Source organism: Streptomyces sp. NPDC057445 (assembly GCF_042802855.1).
Taxonomy (GTDB): domain Bacteria; phylum Actinomycetota; class Actinomycetes; order Streptomycetales; family Streptomycetaceae; genus Streptomyces.
This window is the reverse complement of sequence record NZ_JBHVDH010000037.1, coordinates 19,011-35,631: the sequence shown is the minus strand read 5'-3', so window position 1 is coordinate 35,631 and position 16,621 is coordinate 19,011. Positions and strand designations below refer to the sequence as shown.

General features: G+C 68.5%; 12 protein-coding genes and 4 pseudogenes. 7 read left to right on the top strand and 9 right to left on the bottom strand.

Annotated features, from left to right (window positions below; translation table 11 throughout):
- Positions 1–40: 40 nt before the first annotated feature.
- Complete coding sequence (locus ACFU5O_RS36265) at positions 41–1,213, bottom strand: IS701 family transposase (protein WP_384247005.1); 1,173 nt, start codon at positions 1,211–1,213, stop codon at positions 41–43.
- A 195-nt stretch (positions 1,214–1,408) separates the two neighbouring features.
- Between ACFU5O_RS36265 and ACFU5O_RS36260 the strand changes: the two are divergent.
- Positions 1,409–1,696: pseudogene (locus tag ACFU5O_RS36260) on the top strand (hypothetical protein); the annotation flags it as partial.
- 70 nt (positions 1,697–1,766) lie between these two features.
- On the opposite strand, the gene ACFU5O_RS36255 reads toward ACFU5O_RS36260, so the two are convergent.
- A complete protein-coding gene (locus ACFU5O_RS36255; protein WP_384246998.1) occupies positions 1,767–3,020 on the bottom strand; it encodes a hypothetical protein in 1,254 nt (417 codons plus the stop codon).
- 549 nt (positions 3,021–3,569) lie between these two features.
- Complete coding sequence (locus ACFU5O_RS36250; RefSeq protein ID WP_384246996.1) at positions 3,570–3,764, bottom strand: hypothetical protein; 195 nt, start codon at positions 3,762–3,764, stop codon at positions 3,570–3,572.
- A 732-nt stretch (positions 3,765–4,496) separates the two neighbouring features.
- Here ACFU5O_RS36250 and ACFU5O_RS36245 point away from each other — a divergent pair.
- Positions 4,497–4,741: pseudogene (locus ACFU5O_RS36245) on the top strand (integrase core domain-containing protein); the annotation flags it as partial.
- A 203-nt stretch (positions 4,742–4,944) separates the two neighbouring features.
- On the opposite strand, the gene ACFU5O_RS36240 reads toward ACFU5O_RS36245, so the two are convergent.
- From ACFU5O_RS36240 to ACFU5O_RS36225, 4 genes and pseudogenes are all read right to left on the bottom strand, one after another.
- A complete protein-coding gene (locus ACFU5O_RS36240; protein ID WP_384246993.1) occupies positions 4,945–5,328 on the bottom strand; it encodes a hypothetical protein in 384 nt (127 codons plus the stop codon).
- 371 nt (positions 5,329–5,699) lie between these two features.
- Positions 5,700–5,891, bottom strand: a pseudogene (locus ACFU5O_RS36235) (IS3 family transposase); the annotation flags it as partial.
- A 151-nt stretch (positions 5,892–6,042) separates the two neighbouring features.
- Positions 6,043–6,621 (bottom strand): DUF6262 family protein, encoded by a 579-nt coding sequence (locus tag ACFU5O_RS36230; RefSeq protein ID WP_384246990.1) that lies wholly within the window; start codon positions 6,619–6,621, stop codon positions 6,043–6,045.
- Positions 6,618–7,904 (bottom strand): tyrosine-type recombinase/integrase, encoded by a 1,287-nt coding sequence (locus ACFU5O_RS36225; RefSeq protein ID WP_384246987.1) that lies wholly within the window; start codon positions 7,902–7,904, stop codon positions 6,618–6,620. Before ACFU5O_RS36225 ends, ACFU5O_RS36230 begins: the two co-directional genes overlap by 4 nt.
- A gap of 264 nt (positions 7,905–8,168) precedes the next feature.
- On the opposite strand from ACFU5O_RS36225, the pseudogene istA reads away from it, so the two are divergent.
- Both istA and istB read left to right on the top strand, forming a co-directional pair.
- Positions 8,169–9,567: pseudogene (istA, locus tag ACFU5O_RS36220) on the top strand (IS21 family transposase).
- Entirely contained in the window at positions 9,564–10,334 is a 771-nt protein-coding gene (istB, locus tag ACFU5O_RS36215) for an IS21-like element helper ATPase IstB (RefSeq protein WP_384246984.1), read from the top strand. Before istA ends, istB begins: the two are co-directional and overlap by 4 nt.
- Positions 10,335–10,347: 13 nt before the next feature.
- On the opposite strand, the gene ACFU5O_RS36210 is transcribed toward istB, so the two are convergent.
- Both ACFU5O_RS36210 and ACFU5O_RS36205 read right to left on the bottom strand, forming a co-directional pair.
- Entirely contained in the window at positions 10,348–11,586 is a 1,239-nt protein-coding gene (locus ACFU5O_RS36210; RefSeq protein ID WP_384246982.1) for a hypothetical protein, read from the bottom strand.
- Complete coding sequence (locus ACFU5O_RS36205) at positions 11,583–12,761, bottom strand: tyrosine-type recombinase/integrase (RefSeq protein ID WP_384246980.1); 1,179 nt, start codon at positions 12,759–12,761, stop codon at positions 11,583–11,585. The genes ACFU5O_RS36210 and ACFU5O_RS36205 overlap by 4 nt, the downstream gene beginning before the upstream one ends.
- A 276-nt stretch (positions 12,762–13,037) precedes the next feature.
- On the opposite strand from ACFU5O_RS36205, the gene ACFU5O_RS36200 reads away from it, so the two are divergent.
- The 3 genes from ACFU5O_RS36200 to ACFU5O_RS36190 are packed head-to-tail and all read left to right on the top strand — an operon-like array spanning position 13,038 to position 16,419.
- Complete coding sequence (locus ACFU5O_RS36200; protein ID WP_384246978.1) at positions 13,038–13,724, top strand: hypothetical protein; 687 nt, start codon at positions 13,038–13,040, stop codon at positions 13,722–13,724.
- Entirely contained in the window at positions 13,721–14,944 is a 1,224-nt protein-coding gene (locus tag ACFU5O_RS36195) for a TniB family NTP-binding protein (RefSeq protein ID WP_384246976.1), read from the top strand. Before ACFU5O_RS36200 ends, ACFU5O_RS36195 begins: the two co-directional genes overlap by 4 nt.
- Positions 14,941–16,419: a TniQ family protein gene (locus ACFU5O_RS36190; RefSeq protein ID WP_384246974.1), complete on the top strand. Its 1,479-nt coding sequence runs from the start codon at positions 14,941–14,943 to the stop codon at positions 16,417–16,419. Before ACFU5O_RS36195 ends, ACFU5O_RS36190 begins: the two co-directional genes overlap by 4 nt.
- Positions 16,420–16,621: the final 202 nt, after the last annotated feature.

The following is a 16,621-nucleotide window of genomic DNA, read 5'->3' as shown; positions in this document are numbered from 1 at the left end:
GCATCGACGTCCTCTTCGCCATGCTCCGGGACGGCACCTTCTACGAACCGCCCAAGATCGCTACCGCTTGACGAAAACCATAGGGGCACTTTTTCCTGGCCTGGTGTGTCGTGGCTGCCAGGAAGGCGTGCGCGAGCATGGCGAGGGTGATGTGCCGGTACCAGCCCACGTAACGGCGGACTTCGTACTGGTCCAGGCCGCACTCGTTCTTCGCGGCCTGGAAACACTCCTCGATCGCCCAGCGCGACCCGGCGATCCGCACCAGCTCCCGGGCGGTGGCGTCCAAGGGGGCGTAGGCGAGGTAGTAGGCGATTTCGTCGGGCTTGCGGATGCTGCGACGGGCCAGCGCCCACCGCATCCGATGGGGGACCTCGCCCTGGTAGTCGAACTCGGCGACGGCCGGTAGCCGCACCGCCGCCCAGTGGTAGACGCGCGGTCCCTTCGCACCGTCTCCGCATGAGATCTTCTCCCACGCCTCGGCCGGGGCTTGTGCGAACAGGCCCTCGATGCGGGGACAGCCCACAGTGAACTGGGACTTGGGCACGGCCAGCACGTAACCGACGCCCGATTGCTCCAGCAGCCGACGGAAGCGACTCTCCTGTCCATAGGCGGAATCCGCAGTAACCCAGGCGATGGGCAGCGGCGAGGCGAGGGCACGCAGCACCATGCGCCGGGCCAGTTCGCCCTTGGTGGCGAACGCCTGGTCGTCGGGGACTTTGGCCGCGCGGCAGCGTTCACGGTCCTCGGCCCAGGACTTGGGCAGATACAACTCCCGGTCCACCAAGGCGCGTCCGCGGCCGCAGGCATAGGCGGCGAAGACGCCGATCTGGCAGTTCTCGGTGCGGCCAGCAGTTCCGGAGTATTGGCGCTGAACCCCGGCGGAGGTGGTGCCCTTCTTGATGAAGCCGGTGTCGTCGATGATGAGGACCCCGCCGTCCTCACCGAGCTTGTCGGCGACGTATTGCTGCAGGTCGTCGCGGATGTCGTCGGGCTCCCACTTCGCGCCGGCGAGCAGGTGCTGCAGACCGTCGGGGGTGGCGTGGCCTGCCTGTTCGGCCAGCTGCCAGCTGTTCTTTCGGGCCACCGGGGCGAGCAGTCCGCGTACGTAGTCACGCATGCGGCGGCGAAGTTCCACACGGCCGAAGCGATGACCGATGGTCACGAAGAGGTCGTCCAGTTCAAGGTCCCACTGCTCGGCAGCACTCTCGAAGATCACGTGGGGAGCTTTCCCACCCACTGTCATTACCTGCGGCGTTGTCGCACGTTCGAGGGGCGGCCTCCGTGAGACCGCCCCCGACCACTCCACAGCCCGCTACACTCCAGCCGTCCAGCGAAACCCGCAGGTCAGACAGCAAAATCCTGCTGGAGTACTAGTCGTTGGAATCCGCCGGGAGGACCCGACACCGGTGCCCGACGCAGGACCTATGCCGCCGAACAGGCCGAGCAGATGTTCCGAGCCGCCGCTGTCGTGGGGCCCGCGACGCGTCCCGTGCAGCTCTTCTACGGTCTGAGCCAAGCTGGACCGAGCCATCGCGGCCGCCGCGGCTTCCGTCGAAGGACAGGACCGGCAATCGCCCCTGGATCCTGCTCCGTTGCAATACGGACAAGCCGATACCAACACGAATCACCGCCCGGAGCACCGTCGTTCTGGGGCCACGCCCTACCGGATACGGACAGCGGGAGGGCATCCGGGTGATGGCGTGGGGCAGGGAGAAAGGGTCGACCAGGCTCTCGGCTCGCCCGCTTGGCTCTCGGGCTGGATCGGCTCAAGGCTTCTCGGCCAGTTGGCGGAGCAAGGCGACCGGCCGATCGATACGAAGGTCCAGGGTCTTCATTCCGTAGGGTTCCTGCTGCGCCTCGGTGAGTCTCTCCTGGCTGTTCGGGTCGCGGGCGATGTGGACGGCCATGAACGGATCCGTGTCCCCCAGCGCGAACGATCTCCCTTTGTTCGACCGGGGAATTACCCACCACAAGGCGGCCCAGTCCGGAGGCTGGGTCATGTTCATGATCGTGCTGGTGCGGTAGATCCTGGCTCTGTAACGGAAGAACTCGTCGCCAGGCTGCGCCAGCCAATCCGGAGCATCCCACTGATGTTCCTCGGTAACTGAGCGGGTGTTCCACGAGCGCTCGAGGGAGCCCGCGTAGCTGTTGGCGAGTTTGCCTCGGTCGGCTCGGATGAACGAGATGTTCGCGAAGAGTTCGAGCCGGCCGTCTCCGGGCTTGAGGGGTACTTCGATGACCTCGTTCGTGGAGAAGTCGTCTCCCGGATCGAGGCGGCCGCCCGGCCGGCTGATCTGACCTGCCGCAAGCATGCGGGTGGGACTCTGGAAGCTCTCGTGGCGGTGGGTGTCCCAGCCGTCGCCCAGCTCGTACCTCCACGTCTCGAAGTCCGTACCCTTCTCCGTGAACGTGGACGGCCACATGGTGGCCTTCCACAGAGTTCCGACGACGAAGATGCTGACCGATCCCTCGTTTCGGAAGGTGAAATGTGCCGGCACGTAGAGGGTCGAATGTACTGGATTCAGGGTCGGTTTCCCGAAGGAGACGCTGAAAGGCACCTTGGGCGGTGCGACGTAGGGGCTGTACATCGAGGAGTAGGCCACACTCGCAGCCCCGACCAGAGCCGACAGGGCGAGGCTGATCGCGAAGCTCCTCGGGTGCGGGACGCCCCGCCATGCCTTCTGCTGGCTGAGTTCCCACACCGCCCAACCGGACCAGACCACCAGGGCGATCCACAGCCAGAACCACCCGTGGAAGTAACCCGCTTCCCACTGCAGGATCAGGAGCATCGCACTCGTCACGGTGGCGATGACGACGCCCAGCACCACGCACGGTCCGGAGTATCTCACCGTCCTCTTGCCCCAGTAGTCGACGATCGCCGCAGCGGCAGCTACCTCCAGCAACGCTCCGGCCAGGAACACCACCCCCAAGACGCGCCCGCCGAAGGTCAGCGCCCGCAGTGTGTCCGACAGTCCGACTCGGAACAGCACAGCCGCAGAGGTCGCAATCCCGAGGGCCATGAGGCAGGCGGTGGCGCGCCGTTGCCACGTGCGGTCCGGCCATAGGTCCGCATCCGCCCGCCACCGGACCTTCCCCGGATTGTGGAGATCGATGTCGGCCGGCAGCCCGGCTCGCCGCAGAAGCCTGCGAAGGTCCCGTATCGACCAGGCCCGTCCGACGCTCGCCCCACCGACACTGACTTCCCGCAACCCCCGACCGTCGGGGGCATGGACGATGACCTGCGGCTGACTCTTTGCCATGACGACTGCATCGACACAACGGCCGCAGTACTTGAAGTTCGGCACCCATGCGAGGGGCGAGCTCGCGGCCGACAACCGCGCCGCCTCCGCCTCAGCCTCGTGCCTGCTCTTGTGACGGCTGATCTGCCTGCCATCGGCCATGACAAACCCCCACTACTTCGACGACACCGCCAGCCCCCTGGCCGCCACCGAGATCGGCGCAATGCCCGACACACCGTCAGGATCGCCCGTGATGGCGAGGACGGTTCCGCTCGAACTCCTCACCGGCATCCACGACCCCAGGCGCTGGCGCCCACGAGGTTCGTCTGACTACAGATAGCGATCCAGCGGCTCGGCGGCGAAGGTGCCGTCGTAGAGGAGGAAGTCGGTCAACTCGAACCGCTCGGCGCAGTCGCTGACGCGGTAAGTGATGATGGTACCGGCGGGTCGGGTGCTGGTGACCTGAGCCGGACTGCCGTCGGCGGTGACTGTGCCGAGGAGGGTGTACCGGCGGAGCTGGGGCAAAGATGCCCTTTGGCAGACCAGGTGAGACACCGGTTGGTGACTCACCTCTTCCCCAGGACTCGCGACAACTGCGACAGCATCTGGCTGCGGACCAGCTGGTCGGCCATCTCGACGGACACGGACCTCGCGAACGACCCAGGCGGAGATAGAAAGGAGAAAGGCGGCCCCGACACCGCCAAGGAGTTCGGGCAGGGCATTGCGGAGAGCGTCGTACACGGGATGTGTTGGCGCGCCGGGCCGTCACGCGCCATTCCTTCGCGTACGGAAACTGGATCGTCCGGCACCGCGCCCCGACCCCTGGACGCTTGGCGGGCGGCCCCGGTGAGGTCGGTAGCCGTCTGTGCCACATGCCAGTGTGCCTGGACCGGGCGATGGATATAGCTGCTTTGCCGATTCCTCCGCGGTAGCAACTTTTGACCACATCCGCACCGCTCCGCGCGCCCTCGCCCCGGACACCACTCAGCCCGAGAGCCGACGAGCCGCCTCATTCCGCATACCTGCCGTCGAATCCGTCAAGTGAGCCCGGCTTACCACTTGCTCGTCCTACTGCTGGCCACCCTGACCTCCACATCCTTCTTGCCAAGGGCGAAGCAGGGATCTCAATGGACGGGTGATTGAGGTCAGGTGAGGTCGCGTGCCCTCCAACCGGGTGGGAGTTTGGGCGGGCCGATGAGCGCGTCGATGCCGAGGTGCTTCCCCTTCTGCACCCATCTGGGCATCCAGGCTTCGGCCTCGGTCGGCTCGGTCGCGGACAGCTACGACAATGCGATGGCCGAGCCCTGAACGGCACCTTCAAGGCCGAGCTGATCGAGATGCAAGGGCCGTGGCAGGACGTCGACCAGGTCGAACGGGCGATCTTCCAGTGGGTCACGTGGTACAACGAGGAACGGCTCCACTCCGCCCTCGACTACGTACCACCCGCCGAGTACGAACGCGACTGGCGGCGACAACAGGAGGCCGCCCCGCAGCCCGCCTGAAACAAGATCACCGGACTCTACGGAACTCGGGGCAGCTCAGATCGAGGAGCCCGAGCTCCGGGTCGCCGGGGCGAGAGTCGAAAGGGAACGCTAGGCGGTCATCGTCCACGGGAAGTTCGGCAGGTTCGCTGCGAACCACCCGTCAGCCAGTTCCAGCACCCGTCAATATGCGCGGCATCGAAATACTCGGAGCCCATCACCGGTCAGATGCCCTGGCTGGCCAAGCAGTCCAGGACATGCCGCTCGACATCGCGAGCTGCGCCGACGGGCAGGTCGGTTATGAGCCTGCGGACTTGACCCAGACCGTGCTGGATGCGGTGGGTATCAAGCCGTCCTCGTCCGTCACCCGAGGAGATTCCGGGCTTCACCATGGCCCCATCGGTCACCACGTAGTACACGGTTGGTTCGGGGCGAACGCCCGCTCCGCTGCAGCGGGCGCACAGCAACTCGCGCTTCAACCCAGTGTTTATGCCCACCGAGGTCAGGTGCCCCGCAACGCAGCACAGGCGCACAGTCTGGGCGATGCGGTCCGACATGGCGTCCAGGATCATCACGTCCTGCTCGCGGGCGCGGCGCCTGAATTCCACGAGCTTGGGCGTCTGGGAGATGCCGCGACACGTAACGCAGGGGTCGTCGGCACCGTCGAAACCCGTCGTGAATCCGTACGTACTCCCCGGCACGCGCCCGGGAGTACGTGGATTCATCGCGGTGATCGTGAACTCATGCCCGTGCAGGCAGCGAACGACGCAAGGGCGGCTTCCTCCCACCGCTTCCGCGCGCAGTGCTGGCACTCCTCCAGTGCCATGCGGAAAGCCCCCAGGGTCGTCATTCCCGTCGCCATGAGGAACGCGCTCCCCGATGGTGCCTGGACGATCGTGCTGCCGAGTTTGGGGTGCAGCGCGGTCACGGGGGTTACCTGAGTCGAAGGGTCTGTTGCAGGTTCGGGTGACAGGTTCGCTCACGCGGCCTGGAGGGCCGGTGTGGTCATGACGGTCTCGAATTCGACGGGGGTCAGACGGCCGAGTGCGGCTTGTCTGCGGCGGCGGTGGTAGGTCCGCTCGATCCAGGTCACGAGCGCGGTCCGCAGTTCCTCGCGGGTGGTCCAGCTCCGGCGGTCGAGGACGTTCTTCTGCAGCAGACTGAAGAAGGACAACCAGGCCGGGCATGGGAGATCCGGGCTGGCTCCGCCGACCATGAGCTCGTCCTCGGTCTCTGGGATAAACGGCAACAGCATCGGCCAAGTGTGCGCCACGGCCGGTGGCCGCCCCACGAGGGGTGCGACGGCCACCGGTCGAGTCGGGTCAGCCCGCTGGAGCGGCGATCTGGGCTTCGAGGTCGGCGACGCGGCGGTCCTGGAACCGTAGGTTGGAGCGGGCGGCCTTGAGGCGTTCGTCGAAGGACCGGTTGTCGGAGGTGAGCTGGCGGACGCGCTGTTTGAGGGTGGTGTTCTCGGTGGTGATCCGCTGGATGGCCTCCTGGGTCCACTCGGCTTGCAAGTCGCGTACCTGGCCGAGGAGTTCGCCGATGCTGGTGCGCTGGGCGAGGATCTCAGCGTGGGCGGCTTTGAGGGCGTCCTCGGCGTTCAGGGCCCGCTCGCGCCAGGTCGCCTCGCGTGCCTCGTCCTGGTCGGCGAGCAACTGGGCCCGGCGCTCGCCGGTCTCGGACATGGCCGTGGTGATCGCGGCTCTGGCGTCGGGGTGGTCGTAGAGGAAGGTGCGGGAGACGTTCGCGCGGCGGGCGACCGCGGCGACGCTGAGCTGGGCCCTCTCGCGGCGGATCCGGGTGATCGCGTCACGGACGCGCCCGAGGGCGGCTTCGGTGCCGCGTCGGCGGGCTGCGAGAGCGGCGGCCGTGCGGGGGCCGGGGACGGTGGCGGTCACGCGCATTCCTGTTCGTCGGTGGTGGTCTGGTCCTGCTCGTCGTGGCCGGCGTCGGTGAGGTCGGCGGCGCGGAAGGCGGTGGACCAGACGCGGTGGAAGTAGTCCTGGGGTTTGCGCAGGTCCAGGGCGAGGGCGTCGTCGAGGAGGCCGAGGCCGGCCAGGGCCTTCTCCAGGCCGTCGATGGCGCGGGCGGTGGGTTCGAAGTAGGCGTGCAGGTAGTCGGCGGTGGCGTCGTCCGGGGCGCCCTCTGCCAGCAGTCGCCACTGCTCGCGCTTGCGCCGCCAGTAGAGGAGATCAGCCCCGGACAGGACGAACTTGTCGCAGGAGTGGCAGTTGAGACCCCAGGGGCAGTCGCCGCCGTCGACGACGGGCTGGAAGGTGCAGAAGCCGCCCTCGGCCGGGGTGCTGCGGCGACCGAGGTCGATCGCGATGGCCATGGCGTGCTCCCGGGTGAGTGGGGTGAGGTCGCCGGTGAGGATTTCGCCGGGGTTGGCGGCGCCGGGGCCCGCGACCCAGACGTGCTGGAGCACGTCCTCCAGGTCGGACTGGGCGAGGTGGACGTAGTGCTCGGCCATCCGCTCGGAGACCTGACCGAGGTAGCGGCGGATGTGGGTCAGGCTCGCTCCGGCTCGCAGCAGGCTGGTGGCCAGCGAGTGCCGGGCTTGATGGGGCACCCACCGGCCGATGTCGAGGTCGTTGAGCCATGCCTTGAAGCCCCGGTGGAACCACTGGTAGGACAGGGGCCGGCGGCTGTCGCTGTTGCGCTGGTTGCTGGGGAACAGCGGCAGGTGGGCGCGTTCCTCCGCAATCGGTGGGCGGTTGTGGCGGACGGCGAAGAACGCCAGGGTCTTGCGCTGTCGGGCCTCCAGCCGCTGGTGGAGCTGTTCGGGGATACGGATCGCGGCGTCGTAGTTGCCGACCTTCGTCTGGTCGTGCCAGAGCATGGGGAGCCCGCCGTAGCGACCCAGGCAGTCCAGACGCAGTTTGATCACCTCGCTGCAGCGCCGTCCGGTGACGACGATGGTCTCCCAGGCTTCGCGAAGTCCGCGGTCGGCCGGGTCGTGGCAGGCGGCGAGCGTCTGCAGGTTCGCCTCAGCGGCGAGGGCCTGGGCGACTTCATCGGAGAAGGGGCTTCGTGTCCGAGTGATGATCCTTCCCGGAGAGGGCATGGCCGTGACGAAACCCCGGTCGAGGCCGAGCCGTTCGGCTTCGCCGGATTCCAGGGCCTCCAGGAGAATCCGCCGGGTGTGGGTGAAGACCATCTGCCGGGTGTAGGCGGTCACGATGGACGGCTTCCCGTGCAGGCCCTTCATTCCCAGAGACGGCAGCCCGTCCAGTTCCCGCAGCCGTTGGTCGGCTGCGAAGTCGTGGACGTGCTCCGGCCGAAGGAGCTTCGGGTCGTGACCGCCGCCGGGGGCCCGGTGTCGGCGTACACGTGGACGTCCCCACCCGCGTACGGATGAAAAGGGACAGTTGTTGATGCGTTGAGGCATGCTGCTCGGCACTCTGCTGCTTGGTCGGTGAGAGGCGGCGGGAGGCGGTCGACGGTGGTCCTGGATCCGCATCGGTGGTTGGAACTGCGGCGTTTCCGGAGTCTGTTGGAATCCGGGGCGATCAGCCTGTCGGAGGTTGCCCGGGAGACCGGGCTGGACCGGAAGACGGTCCGCAAGTATCTGTCGGCGCCGGGTCCGGCGACCCCGCCGCGCCGGTCGCCGAACGGGCGGTCGAAGGCGAGGGTGATCGACGAGTTCGCGCCACTGGTCGACTCGATGCTGCGGGCGGAGATCCTGATGAAGGCCGCGGTGATCCACGGGCGACTGGCCTCGGAGTACGGGTTCACCGGCACCTATCAGCGCGTGAAGCTCTATGTTCAGGACGCCCGGCCGCGCATTGCCGAGGAACTCGGCATCACGCCGAAGGAACTGGCTGGCATGCACCGCCGGTTCGAGGTGATCCCCGGCGCCCAGGCCCAGGTGGACTGGGGCGACGAGGGCAAGGTCCTCGCCCACATGGGCATCGGGAAGGTCTACTCCTTCCACATGACGCTGTCGTACTCGCGCGACCCGTTCTGCTGTTTCACCACCCTTCGACTGCCACCGCCGGGCGTTCGCGCACTTCGGCGGGGTGCCGATGACGATCGTCTACGACCGGACCAAGACCGTCGTCCGCCGGCACGTAGCTCCCGGCGAGGCGGTCCCGTTGCATCCGGAAGCGGTCGGGTTCGCCGGTCATTACGACTTCGACATCGACGTTCTGGCCGCCTACCGGCCCACCGGCAAGGGCCGTGTCGAGCGGCAGGTTCTGATCGTCCGCGACCACGTTCTGTCCGGCCGGTCCTTCTCTTCCATCGAGGAGATGGACGCCGCGTTCGCCGCATGGGTGCCGCAGCGTCGGGCTCAGGCCCACAGGACTCACCAGCAGATCATCGGAGAGCGGGCGGCCCGTGATCACGTGGCCCTCAAACCGCTGCCGGAGGCTCCGTATCTGGTGGCCGAACGGCATCTGCGGCCGGTCGGCAAAGACTGCCTGGTCGCCTTCGGCGGCAACCTCTACTCGGTGCCCGCACGCAGGGTCCGACCGCGTCAGCTGATCGAGATCCGGGCCACGAAGTCGCAGGTCATGCTGCATTCCACCATCGCGAACGTCGACGGCGAGACGCTGCTGGCCACCCATCCGCGAGCGATCGGCCGCGGGGTCCGCGTCGTCGAAGAGGCCCACTGGGACGGTCTGCCCACCGGCAAGGGGCGTCGCACCACCACCGGCGATGTCCTGCCACGGCCTCGCCATGAACGTCCGCTGGGTGAGGAGGCAGGACCTCTGCAGGCCCTGCTGAACCGGGCCGCGGCCACCCGCATCGAGGTCGGCCGCCGTCCACTGTCGGTCTATGACGAACTGACCGGAACCCGCCCCTTCACCACCCGTCCGAGCACGAGGGAAACGTCTTGAGCGAGCTGGTCTCCACCCGCATCCGCAACACGGCCGGCAAGCTCGGCCTGCCCCACCTGGCCGAAACGATCAACGAGTACACCCGGCGGGCCGACGAGGGCAAGATGGGCTACCTCGACTTCCTCGACCTGGTCCTGTCCGAGGAACTCGCAGTCCGTGACGACCGCCGCTTCCGCCAGGGCCTGCGGCTTTCCCGGCTCCCGCACCACAAGACGCTCGACGAGTACGACTTTTCGTTCCAGCCGGATCTCGACCCGCGGAAGGTCAAGGACCTCGCCACCCTCTCGTTCGTCGACGGCAAGGCGAACGCCGCCCTGCTCGGGCCGCCCGGGGTCGGCAAGACACACATCGCCGTCGCTCTCGCGGTCGCGGCCTGCCGGGCCGGCTACTCGATCTACTTCACCAGCCTCGACGACATGGTCCGCAACCTCAAAGCCGCCGAGGCCACCGGCCGTCTGACGAACAAGCTCGGCACCTACCTGCGGCCGAGTGTTCTCGTGGTCGACGAGGTCGGCTACCAGCCCCTCGAACGAGCTGAGGCGAACCTGGTCTTCCAGGTCATCTCAAAGCGTTACGAGAAGGGCTCGATCATCCTGACCTCGAACAAGACCTTCAGCGAATGGGGCCAGGTCTTCGGCGACGAGGTCCTCGCCACCGCCATCCTCGACCGTCTCCTCCACCACTGCGAAGTGATCTCCATCAACGGCCCCAGCTACCGGCTCAAGAACCGCCTCAAGGCCATCGAGCGAGAGAACGACGTGGCCTGACAGCTGGGGACGTTCATCCGTACGCAACTGGGGAGGAAAGTCCGTACGCCGACACCCGGACCTCCAGGAAGGCGCTGAGCTCGGTGCAGGCTCGCCGGGTGCCGTCGAAGGTGTGACCTGAGCGCGGACAGCTCGGCGAGCGCAGTATCGCGGCGAAGTGATCCCAGGCCAGGTCGCGGAGCCATCGCTGGGATATCGAGGTCAGGTCCATGCGCGGCGACCGGTTGTTCAGCCTGCGGCCGAAGTGCTCGGTGTTCAGGTAGCCCTGCTCCCGAGTCTGCTTCGGCGTCACGTAGAGCGGGGTGAGCAGGTCGATGAGGGTCCGGGCGAGGTAGGAGGCGTCCCGTCCGGCCGTGCTCAGCAGGCTCTTCTCCTTCTCCGGGTCCAGGCTGTCGGCAGCGAGGTCGGTGAGCGAATGAAGCCCGTGCTCGCGGCAGTAGTCCGCCAGGCCCTGGATCTGGGTGAGTTCCCAACGCCTGCCCGATCCACGGGCCTGGATGGACAGCCCCCATTGGATCTCGGCCCGCAGGAGCGGGTGCAGGCTGCGGAGGTTGACCTGCCCTGGTCGAGATACGGGCGCCGTCCTTGCGCACCACCACCGGAAGTCCGACTTGTTGTCGTAGGCGACCGGCACCGGCAGGCCGACCCGCTCGTAGCGGTTGCCCCACTGCGTTGGCAGCGCGGCGCCGCCCGGCCCCCCCTCCCTGAGATAGCGCCGGTGGTGCCGATAGCAGAGCCCCAGGGGGGATTCCGCCAGGTCAGGGCAGACCACGGCTTTGCAGTGTCCGTATCCGGGCCGGGGCCGCTGCTTGGCCAGCCAGGTGTCGAAGTCGGCGGCGTCGCCGTGCCGGTCGCGGTGGTGATACCAGCTGAACTGGTGGTGATGACACAGTTCCAGGGTCAACTGGCGCGCCGGCCGACCGGGGCAGAGCCGGCAACGTCGCTCGCGCAGTTCCTCGCCGTGCCCGACCGGATCGGCGGTGCGCAGGAAGTCCGCACGGGACCGCTCGGCGCGGAGCTGACGCCATGCAGTCTCGTGGGCGCCGCAGAGATCGCCCCGGCCCATCCTCGGCCGCTCGCAGTCGGTGACCAGGCAGACCCATCGGTAGACAGGGTGGTCCGGCGGGATCTCGACGATCTCCGAGCGGAACACTGGGTCGAAGGACGGAGAGCTGACCAGCGCAGTCATGATCTCCAACCGGTCCCGGCCCTCCCGGCCGTCCCGCACCGGGACCAGAACAGTCGTGGTCACCGCGTCTCACCCCAGACCGCGCGCAGAGCGGAGTCGAAGGCGGGGTCGTGGACGTCGACGTGTCCGTAGACCTCGTCGACCGTGGCAGCCGAGGCCCAGCCACCGGCGTCCCGGGCAATCAGCAGGTTGCCGTCGGCGGCGTCGAGGACCGCGGAAGTAAACGTGTGGCGGAAGGCATGGGGTTTCACCAGCCCGAGCCCGGCGCGCTTCCCGGCCCGGCCAAGCATCCGCCGGGCCCCGACCGGCGCCCACGGCTGTCCGACGCAGGCCCCGTGCAGCTGGACCAGGAGCATGCCGTGTCCGGCTTCGCGCGGGTACTCGCCGGTGAGGTACTCGAAGTAGGAGTGCACCATCGCCGGACTGACCCGCTTGATCAACCCGCCGGTGACCGTCCCGTGCTCGACCCGCCAGGAGTACTTGGTCTTAGCCTCGGCCCGGTTCGGGTTGCCGAGCCGGTGGCAGACGTGCAGGTGAGGGGCACGGCACTCGCCGCAGGCCGCGTTCTCGCGCAGGTGTAGGTCGACCAGGTGCAGCCCACAGAGCTCGCCGATCCGCAGCCCGCCGTCGGCCAGCCAGGTCACCACCATCCGGTCCCGGGCCGAGTTCACCGTCGCCAGCAACTTCTCCCTCGCGCCGTCGGGCAGCATCTTCGGGTGCCGGCGGTGCGGTCCCTTCGGCGCGAGCGGGTTCGCCGCCATCGCGGACTTCAGATGCCCGAGGAGCGAGCGGTGCCGGTCCACTCGCGACGGCAGCCGCGTGCCGTCGAGCTTTCCACCGAGGTCCACGTTGACGCCGAGAGAGGACTGGTGCAGGTAGAAGCCCTTCAGGCAGGACGCCGCAGTCGACAGTGCGGACCGGCCGTAGGGACGCTTGCCGATCCGCCACGGCTCCCCGAGCGGCATGCGGACCTCGGCGCCGACGACGCCCATGTAGCGCTCAAGGTCCCGCAGTTGGACCGCGTCGAAGGCCAGGCACTCGCGTTCCAGCCACCGCAGATGATCCACCAGGTAGTACGCGTAGGTCTTCTGCGTGCCCGAGCCGTCATGGACGCGCAGGAACCTATCGGCCTCGGCGTGGAGGGCACCCTCCGGCCAGACGACGGTCCACGATCTCCTCCCGCCCTTCCGCTCGATCCGCTGGACCCTCAGATCCCCGACCACCAGGTGCCGCACCATTCGTCCTCCGTACCGACTCCAGAACATGACGAACGTCCTGAACCCGGTCGGTAAACGAGCCCGTGACGTCCACGCCACAGGCTCGAACAGACATCACGAACAGCACAAACTACGGTCGGTAAAAGGGTCTGGCAGAACCGGCGGCTCGACCAGTACGCGCCCGCCTGGGATCCGGGCGGCCGGCACAGCCCGAACACGCTCTTCGCCGCCGCGGCCGCCCGGGACGGGATCTGCCTGGAGATCCCGCCACCGGAGCTCTACTACGAGCTGCTGCCCATGCACTTCGTACGGATCGATGCCCGGCGCGGGGTGAAGATCGGCGGCCTCTGGTACGGCGCCCACAGCCCCGTCCTCGAACCCCACCGCGGCCGCTTGTCGGGCCGGGGCGGCCGGCACGCGGGGAAGTGGGCCGTGCACCGCGACCCCCGGGACTGCCGCCAGGTCTTCGTCGAACTGGACGGAGCCTGGCACGAGCTGCTCTGGAACGGGCTCCCGCCCGGCCAGGAGGTGCCCGCCTTCTCCGACGCCCGCGTCGGGGATGTGCTCCGGCAAGCCACCAAGGGCGGGCTCAAGCCCCGCAGCGACGCCGAACTGCTGCCGGTGCTCCTCGACTTGGTGGCCGCCAAGACGCCGGTGGACGCCTGGCCGACCCAGATGACCCGGCAGCAGAAGACCGACCGAGCCCGCGAGCTCGCCCGGGCCCGGGCCGCGGCCCTCGACCGGCCCGCACCGGCGCCGCCGCCAGGACCGGCACCAGCAGACGCGCAGGCTCTGCACCGGCAGGCCACCGCGGCCGTGGAGGCAGACCGGCGCCGCCGTCGCTTGGCAGCCGTCCCTGTGCCGCCACCGGCGCCGCAGCTCCTGGCCGATTCCCTCAGGGCCAAGAACCTCTTCCTTCTCCCCGCCGAAGAGCAGGACACCCCTGGGGAAGCTGACACGGGCCGGGCGGAGGATCAGTCATGACGCAGGCCACCACGGGGCTCGGGCTGATGGCGCCCGCGGCGCGAGACCAGGCAGCAGGCTGGGACACGTGGCGACGGGCACGGCACGGCTTCGTACCGGCACCGCTGCGGTCACTCGGCCAGTGGCGGGCGATGACCGCGCGGGAGCGATGTGCGTACGACCTGCACCGGATGGCCACCCACGCCAACCTCCCGCTGCTCGACACCCCGATGAGTCAGAGGGTGGACCGGCTGCTGAGCGCCCGGATCCGCACCAACGCCTTCAAGGCCAAGCCGTCCACCCGTGCGGGAGTGATGATCAGCGGCGGCGGCTACCAGGGCAAGACCGAGACCACCTGCGAGATCGTGGCCGCCTTCGAGGACTCCTGGCGCGCCCTCCACCACCAGGTCCACCCCGACGCCGCGCCCGGAACCCGCGACCTGTGGGTGCCGGTCGCCTACGTACAGACTCCGGTGACCGCGAAGCCGAAGAGCACCTGCAAGGCGATCTTGAACTTCTACGGCGCGCCCACGAAGAACATGGATCTCCCGGACCTGATCCGCCAGGTCGCCGCTTCCCTGACTGACCACGGCACCAAGGTCCTGGTCCTCGACGACATCACCCGCCTGCGGATGCACCGCGCCGACGACCAGGACACCCTCGACCTGATCCGCGCGTTCATGAGCATGCACGTCACCCTCGTCATGATCGGCGTCGACATCCCTGCCTCCGGCCTCCTGCGCGAAGGCCGCACGGATCCGGCATCGGGGCAGAGCGTGATGCCGCCGTCCCGGCACGCCACCACGCACGGCCTGGAAGCCACGCAGACCGAGCGCCGTTTCGACGTGATCGAACTCGACCGCTTCCGCTACGACACCGACGCGCAGATCACGGCCTGGACCACTCACCTCGCCGGCGTCGAGAACGCGCTGCGGCTGCTGAACGCCCAGCCGGGCATGCTCACCTCGGGCCGCATGCCCGAGTACCTCTTCACGCGCACCAACGGCGTCGTCGGTCTCCTCGAGCGCCTCATCGAGGACGGCTCCACCGAAGCGATCACCAGCGGCGCCGAGTGCCTGACCGAGACCCTCCTCGACAGCCTCCCCCTCACCCTCGCCGGAGTCGACCGCGACGCCGAGGCAGGCGAGATCCCCACCGTCCCCACCCGGCGGCCGGGGACCGGACGTCGCCGCAACACCGCGTTCGACGACCACGGCCCCGCCACCTCGGACACGGCATGAATACGACGCTGCCCAGGAGTCTTGACCCTGCCCCGGGCGAACTGCTGCCGGGCTACCTTCTTCGTGTCGCCCACCGGATCGGCATTTCTCCGCTCGACCTCGCGCACTGGTGCGGGCTCCCCGGCGGGACGACGTTCCCCACCCACCACCTCGTCCGCCTCGATGACGACCAGGCCCAGCAGACTGCCACCGTCTGCCGGCTGGGCCTGGCCGAGGTTCATGGGCTCACTCTCGGCACGCAGGCCCCCAGCTACCCTCCTCTGCACCCCGTCTACCTGGGACGACACCAGAGCCATATCGACATGGCCAACGACGGCTGGGTCTTCACCGCCTTCAGCCGCTACTGCCCCGACTGCCTGGCCGACACCGCCGATCTTCCGGGCGGGCCGGTCTGGCAGGGCTCGTGGCGACTCCCGTACACCTTCCACTGCCCACGCCACCACCGCCTTCTCGACTGGCGGTGCCCCGCCTGCCAGGCACCCACCTTCTCCAACGGCTACCGCGTCGATGGAAGATGGCGACCCACCCAGCTCATCCCGTCACCGCGTAGCCACCTCCACGCAGCACAATGCCGCCACCGGCCCGGAACCGGGCGGGACGCACCATGTGCTCACCGGCTCGACGATCCGTCGTCCGTCACCAGGGCCCCAACCGACGCGATGGTGCACGCCCAACAGCGGCTGGCTGCGGCCGCCCACTCCGCGGCCAGTTACGGAAGCCTGGGCCAGCCGACCTCACCGCAGCGGTTCCTCAACGACGTCCGCGCCACCACCCTCGCCATCTGCAGCACCTGGCCAGCCACCGCGGAGGTCTTCGCCCACGCCGAACACCTGGACGCGGTCGCCGCCCACGTTGAGACGCTGCACCGAGCGCCCGCCGAACGAGCCGGCCCCCAAGGAGACGGCTGGCTGGCCCGCTCAGTCGACCACCCACCCGGCGATCCGTACCAGGGGGCCGCCCTGATGACCCTCGTCGTCCAGATTCTGGAGGACCCGGGCGGCCAGGCAGTCCTCGCCCGCGTCCTGTCCCGCCTCCCCTCCAGCCGTGCCGGATACCGACGGCTGAGGCGGCTCGCCCCGCACTGCTCACCCGGCATGAGCGCGGCCATCGGCGAGAGCGCCCAACTGCGTCGCGGAGCTGTCGGCCCGCCCGCGCTCTTTCCCCAACCACCGACCCACCAGGGCCAGCTCGACCCGGAGAGCATTCCGAACCTCCTACCGGACACCTGGGCCTGGCCGCTGGACGAACTGGACGGACCCCCAAGACAGTTGCGGCGCGACGCCGCGATCCGCCTCGTCCAGATGACCATGGGCGGATCCCGCGCCGCCGCTGCCCGCTACCTGGGCATCACCCCCGGCGCCCTGCAGTCCGCGACCGTCACCATCCGCGCTTGGCAGAAGCAGCCGGGCAACGCCGAGGCGTACCAGGAAGCACTTCAGCGCATTGCCGAGATTGCCTCAGCGGCCGGAGCCTAGTCTTCTACACTCGCGGCCTCCGGGGAGCCGCACTGCCTCGGGTATCGGGACGCGTGGCGTCTTCATCCCTCTCGCTCAGCGCAGTCGAGCAGCTTCACGAGTCCTCGTAGTTGATCTGGCCGTCACCATCGACGTCCGTCGGCCTCTTCGGAGGGCAGCTCGTCGCCCTGGACCCGTCTCACGCACTGCCCAGCCCCGGCCG

Excerpts from the sequence above, each read along its gene's own strand:
- ACFU5O_RS36255 (WP_384246998.1), bottom strand. The coding sequence starts at position 3,020 with ATGGCCCTCGGGATTGCGACCTCTGCGGCTGTGCTGTTCCGAGTCGGA.
- ACFU5O_RS36205 (WP_384246980.1), bottom strand. The coding sequence starts at position 12,761 with ATGGTGCGGCACCTGGTGGTCGGGGATCTGAGGGTCCAGCGGATCGAG.
- ACFU5O_RS36200 (WP_384246978.1), top strand. The coding sequence starts at position 13,038 with ATGCACTTCGTACGGATCGATGCCCGGCGCGGGGTGAAGATCGGCGGC.
- ACFU5O_RS36195 (WP_384246976.1), top strand. The coding sequence starts at position 13,721 with ATGACGCAGGCCACCACGGGGCTCGGGCTGATGGCGCCCGCGGCGCGA.
- ACFU5O_RS36190 (WP_384246974.1), top strand. The coding sequence starts at position 14,941 with ATGAATACGACGCTGCCCAGGAGTCTTGACCCTGCCCCGGGCGAACTG.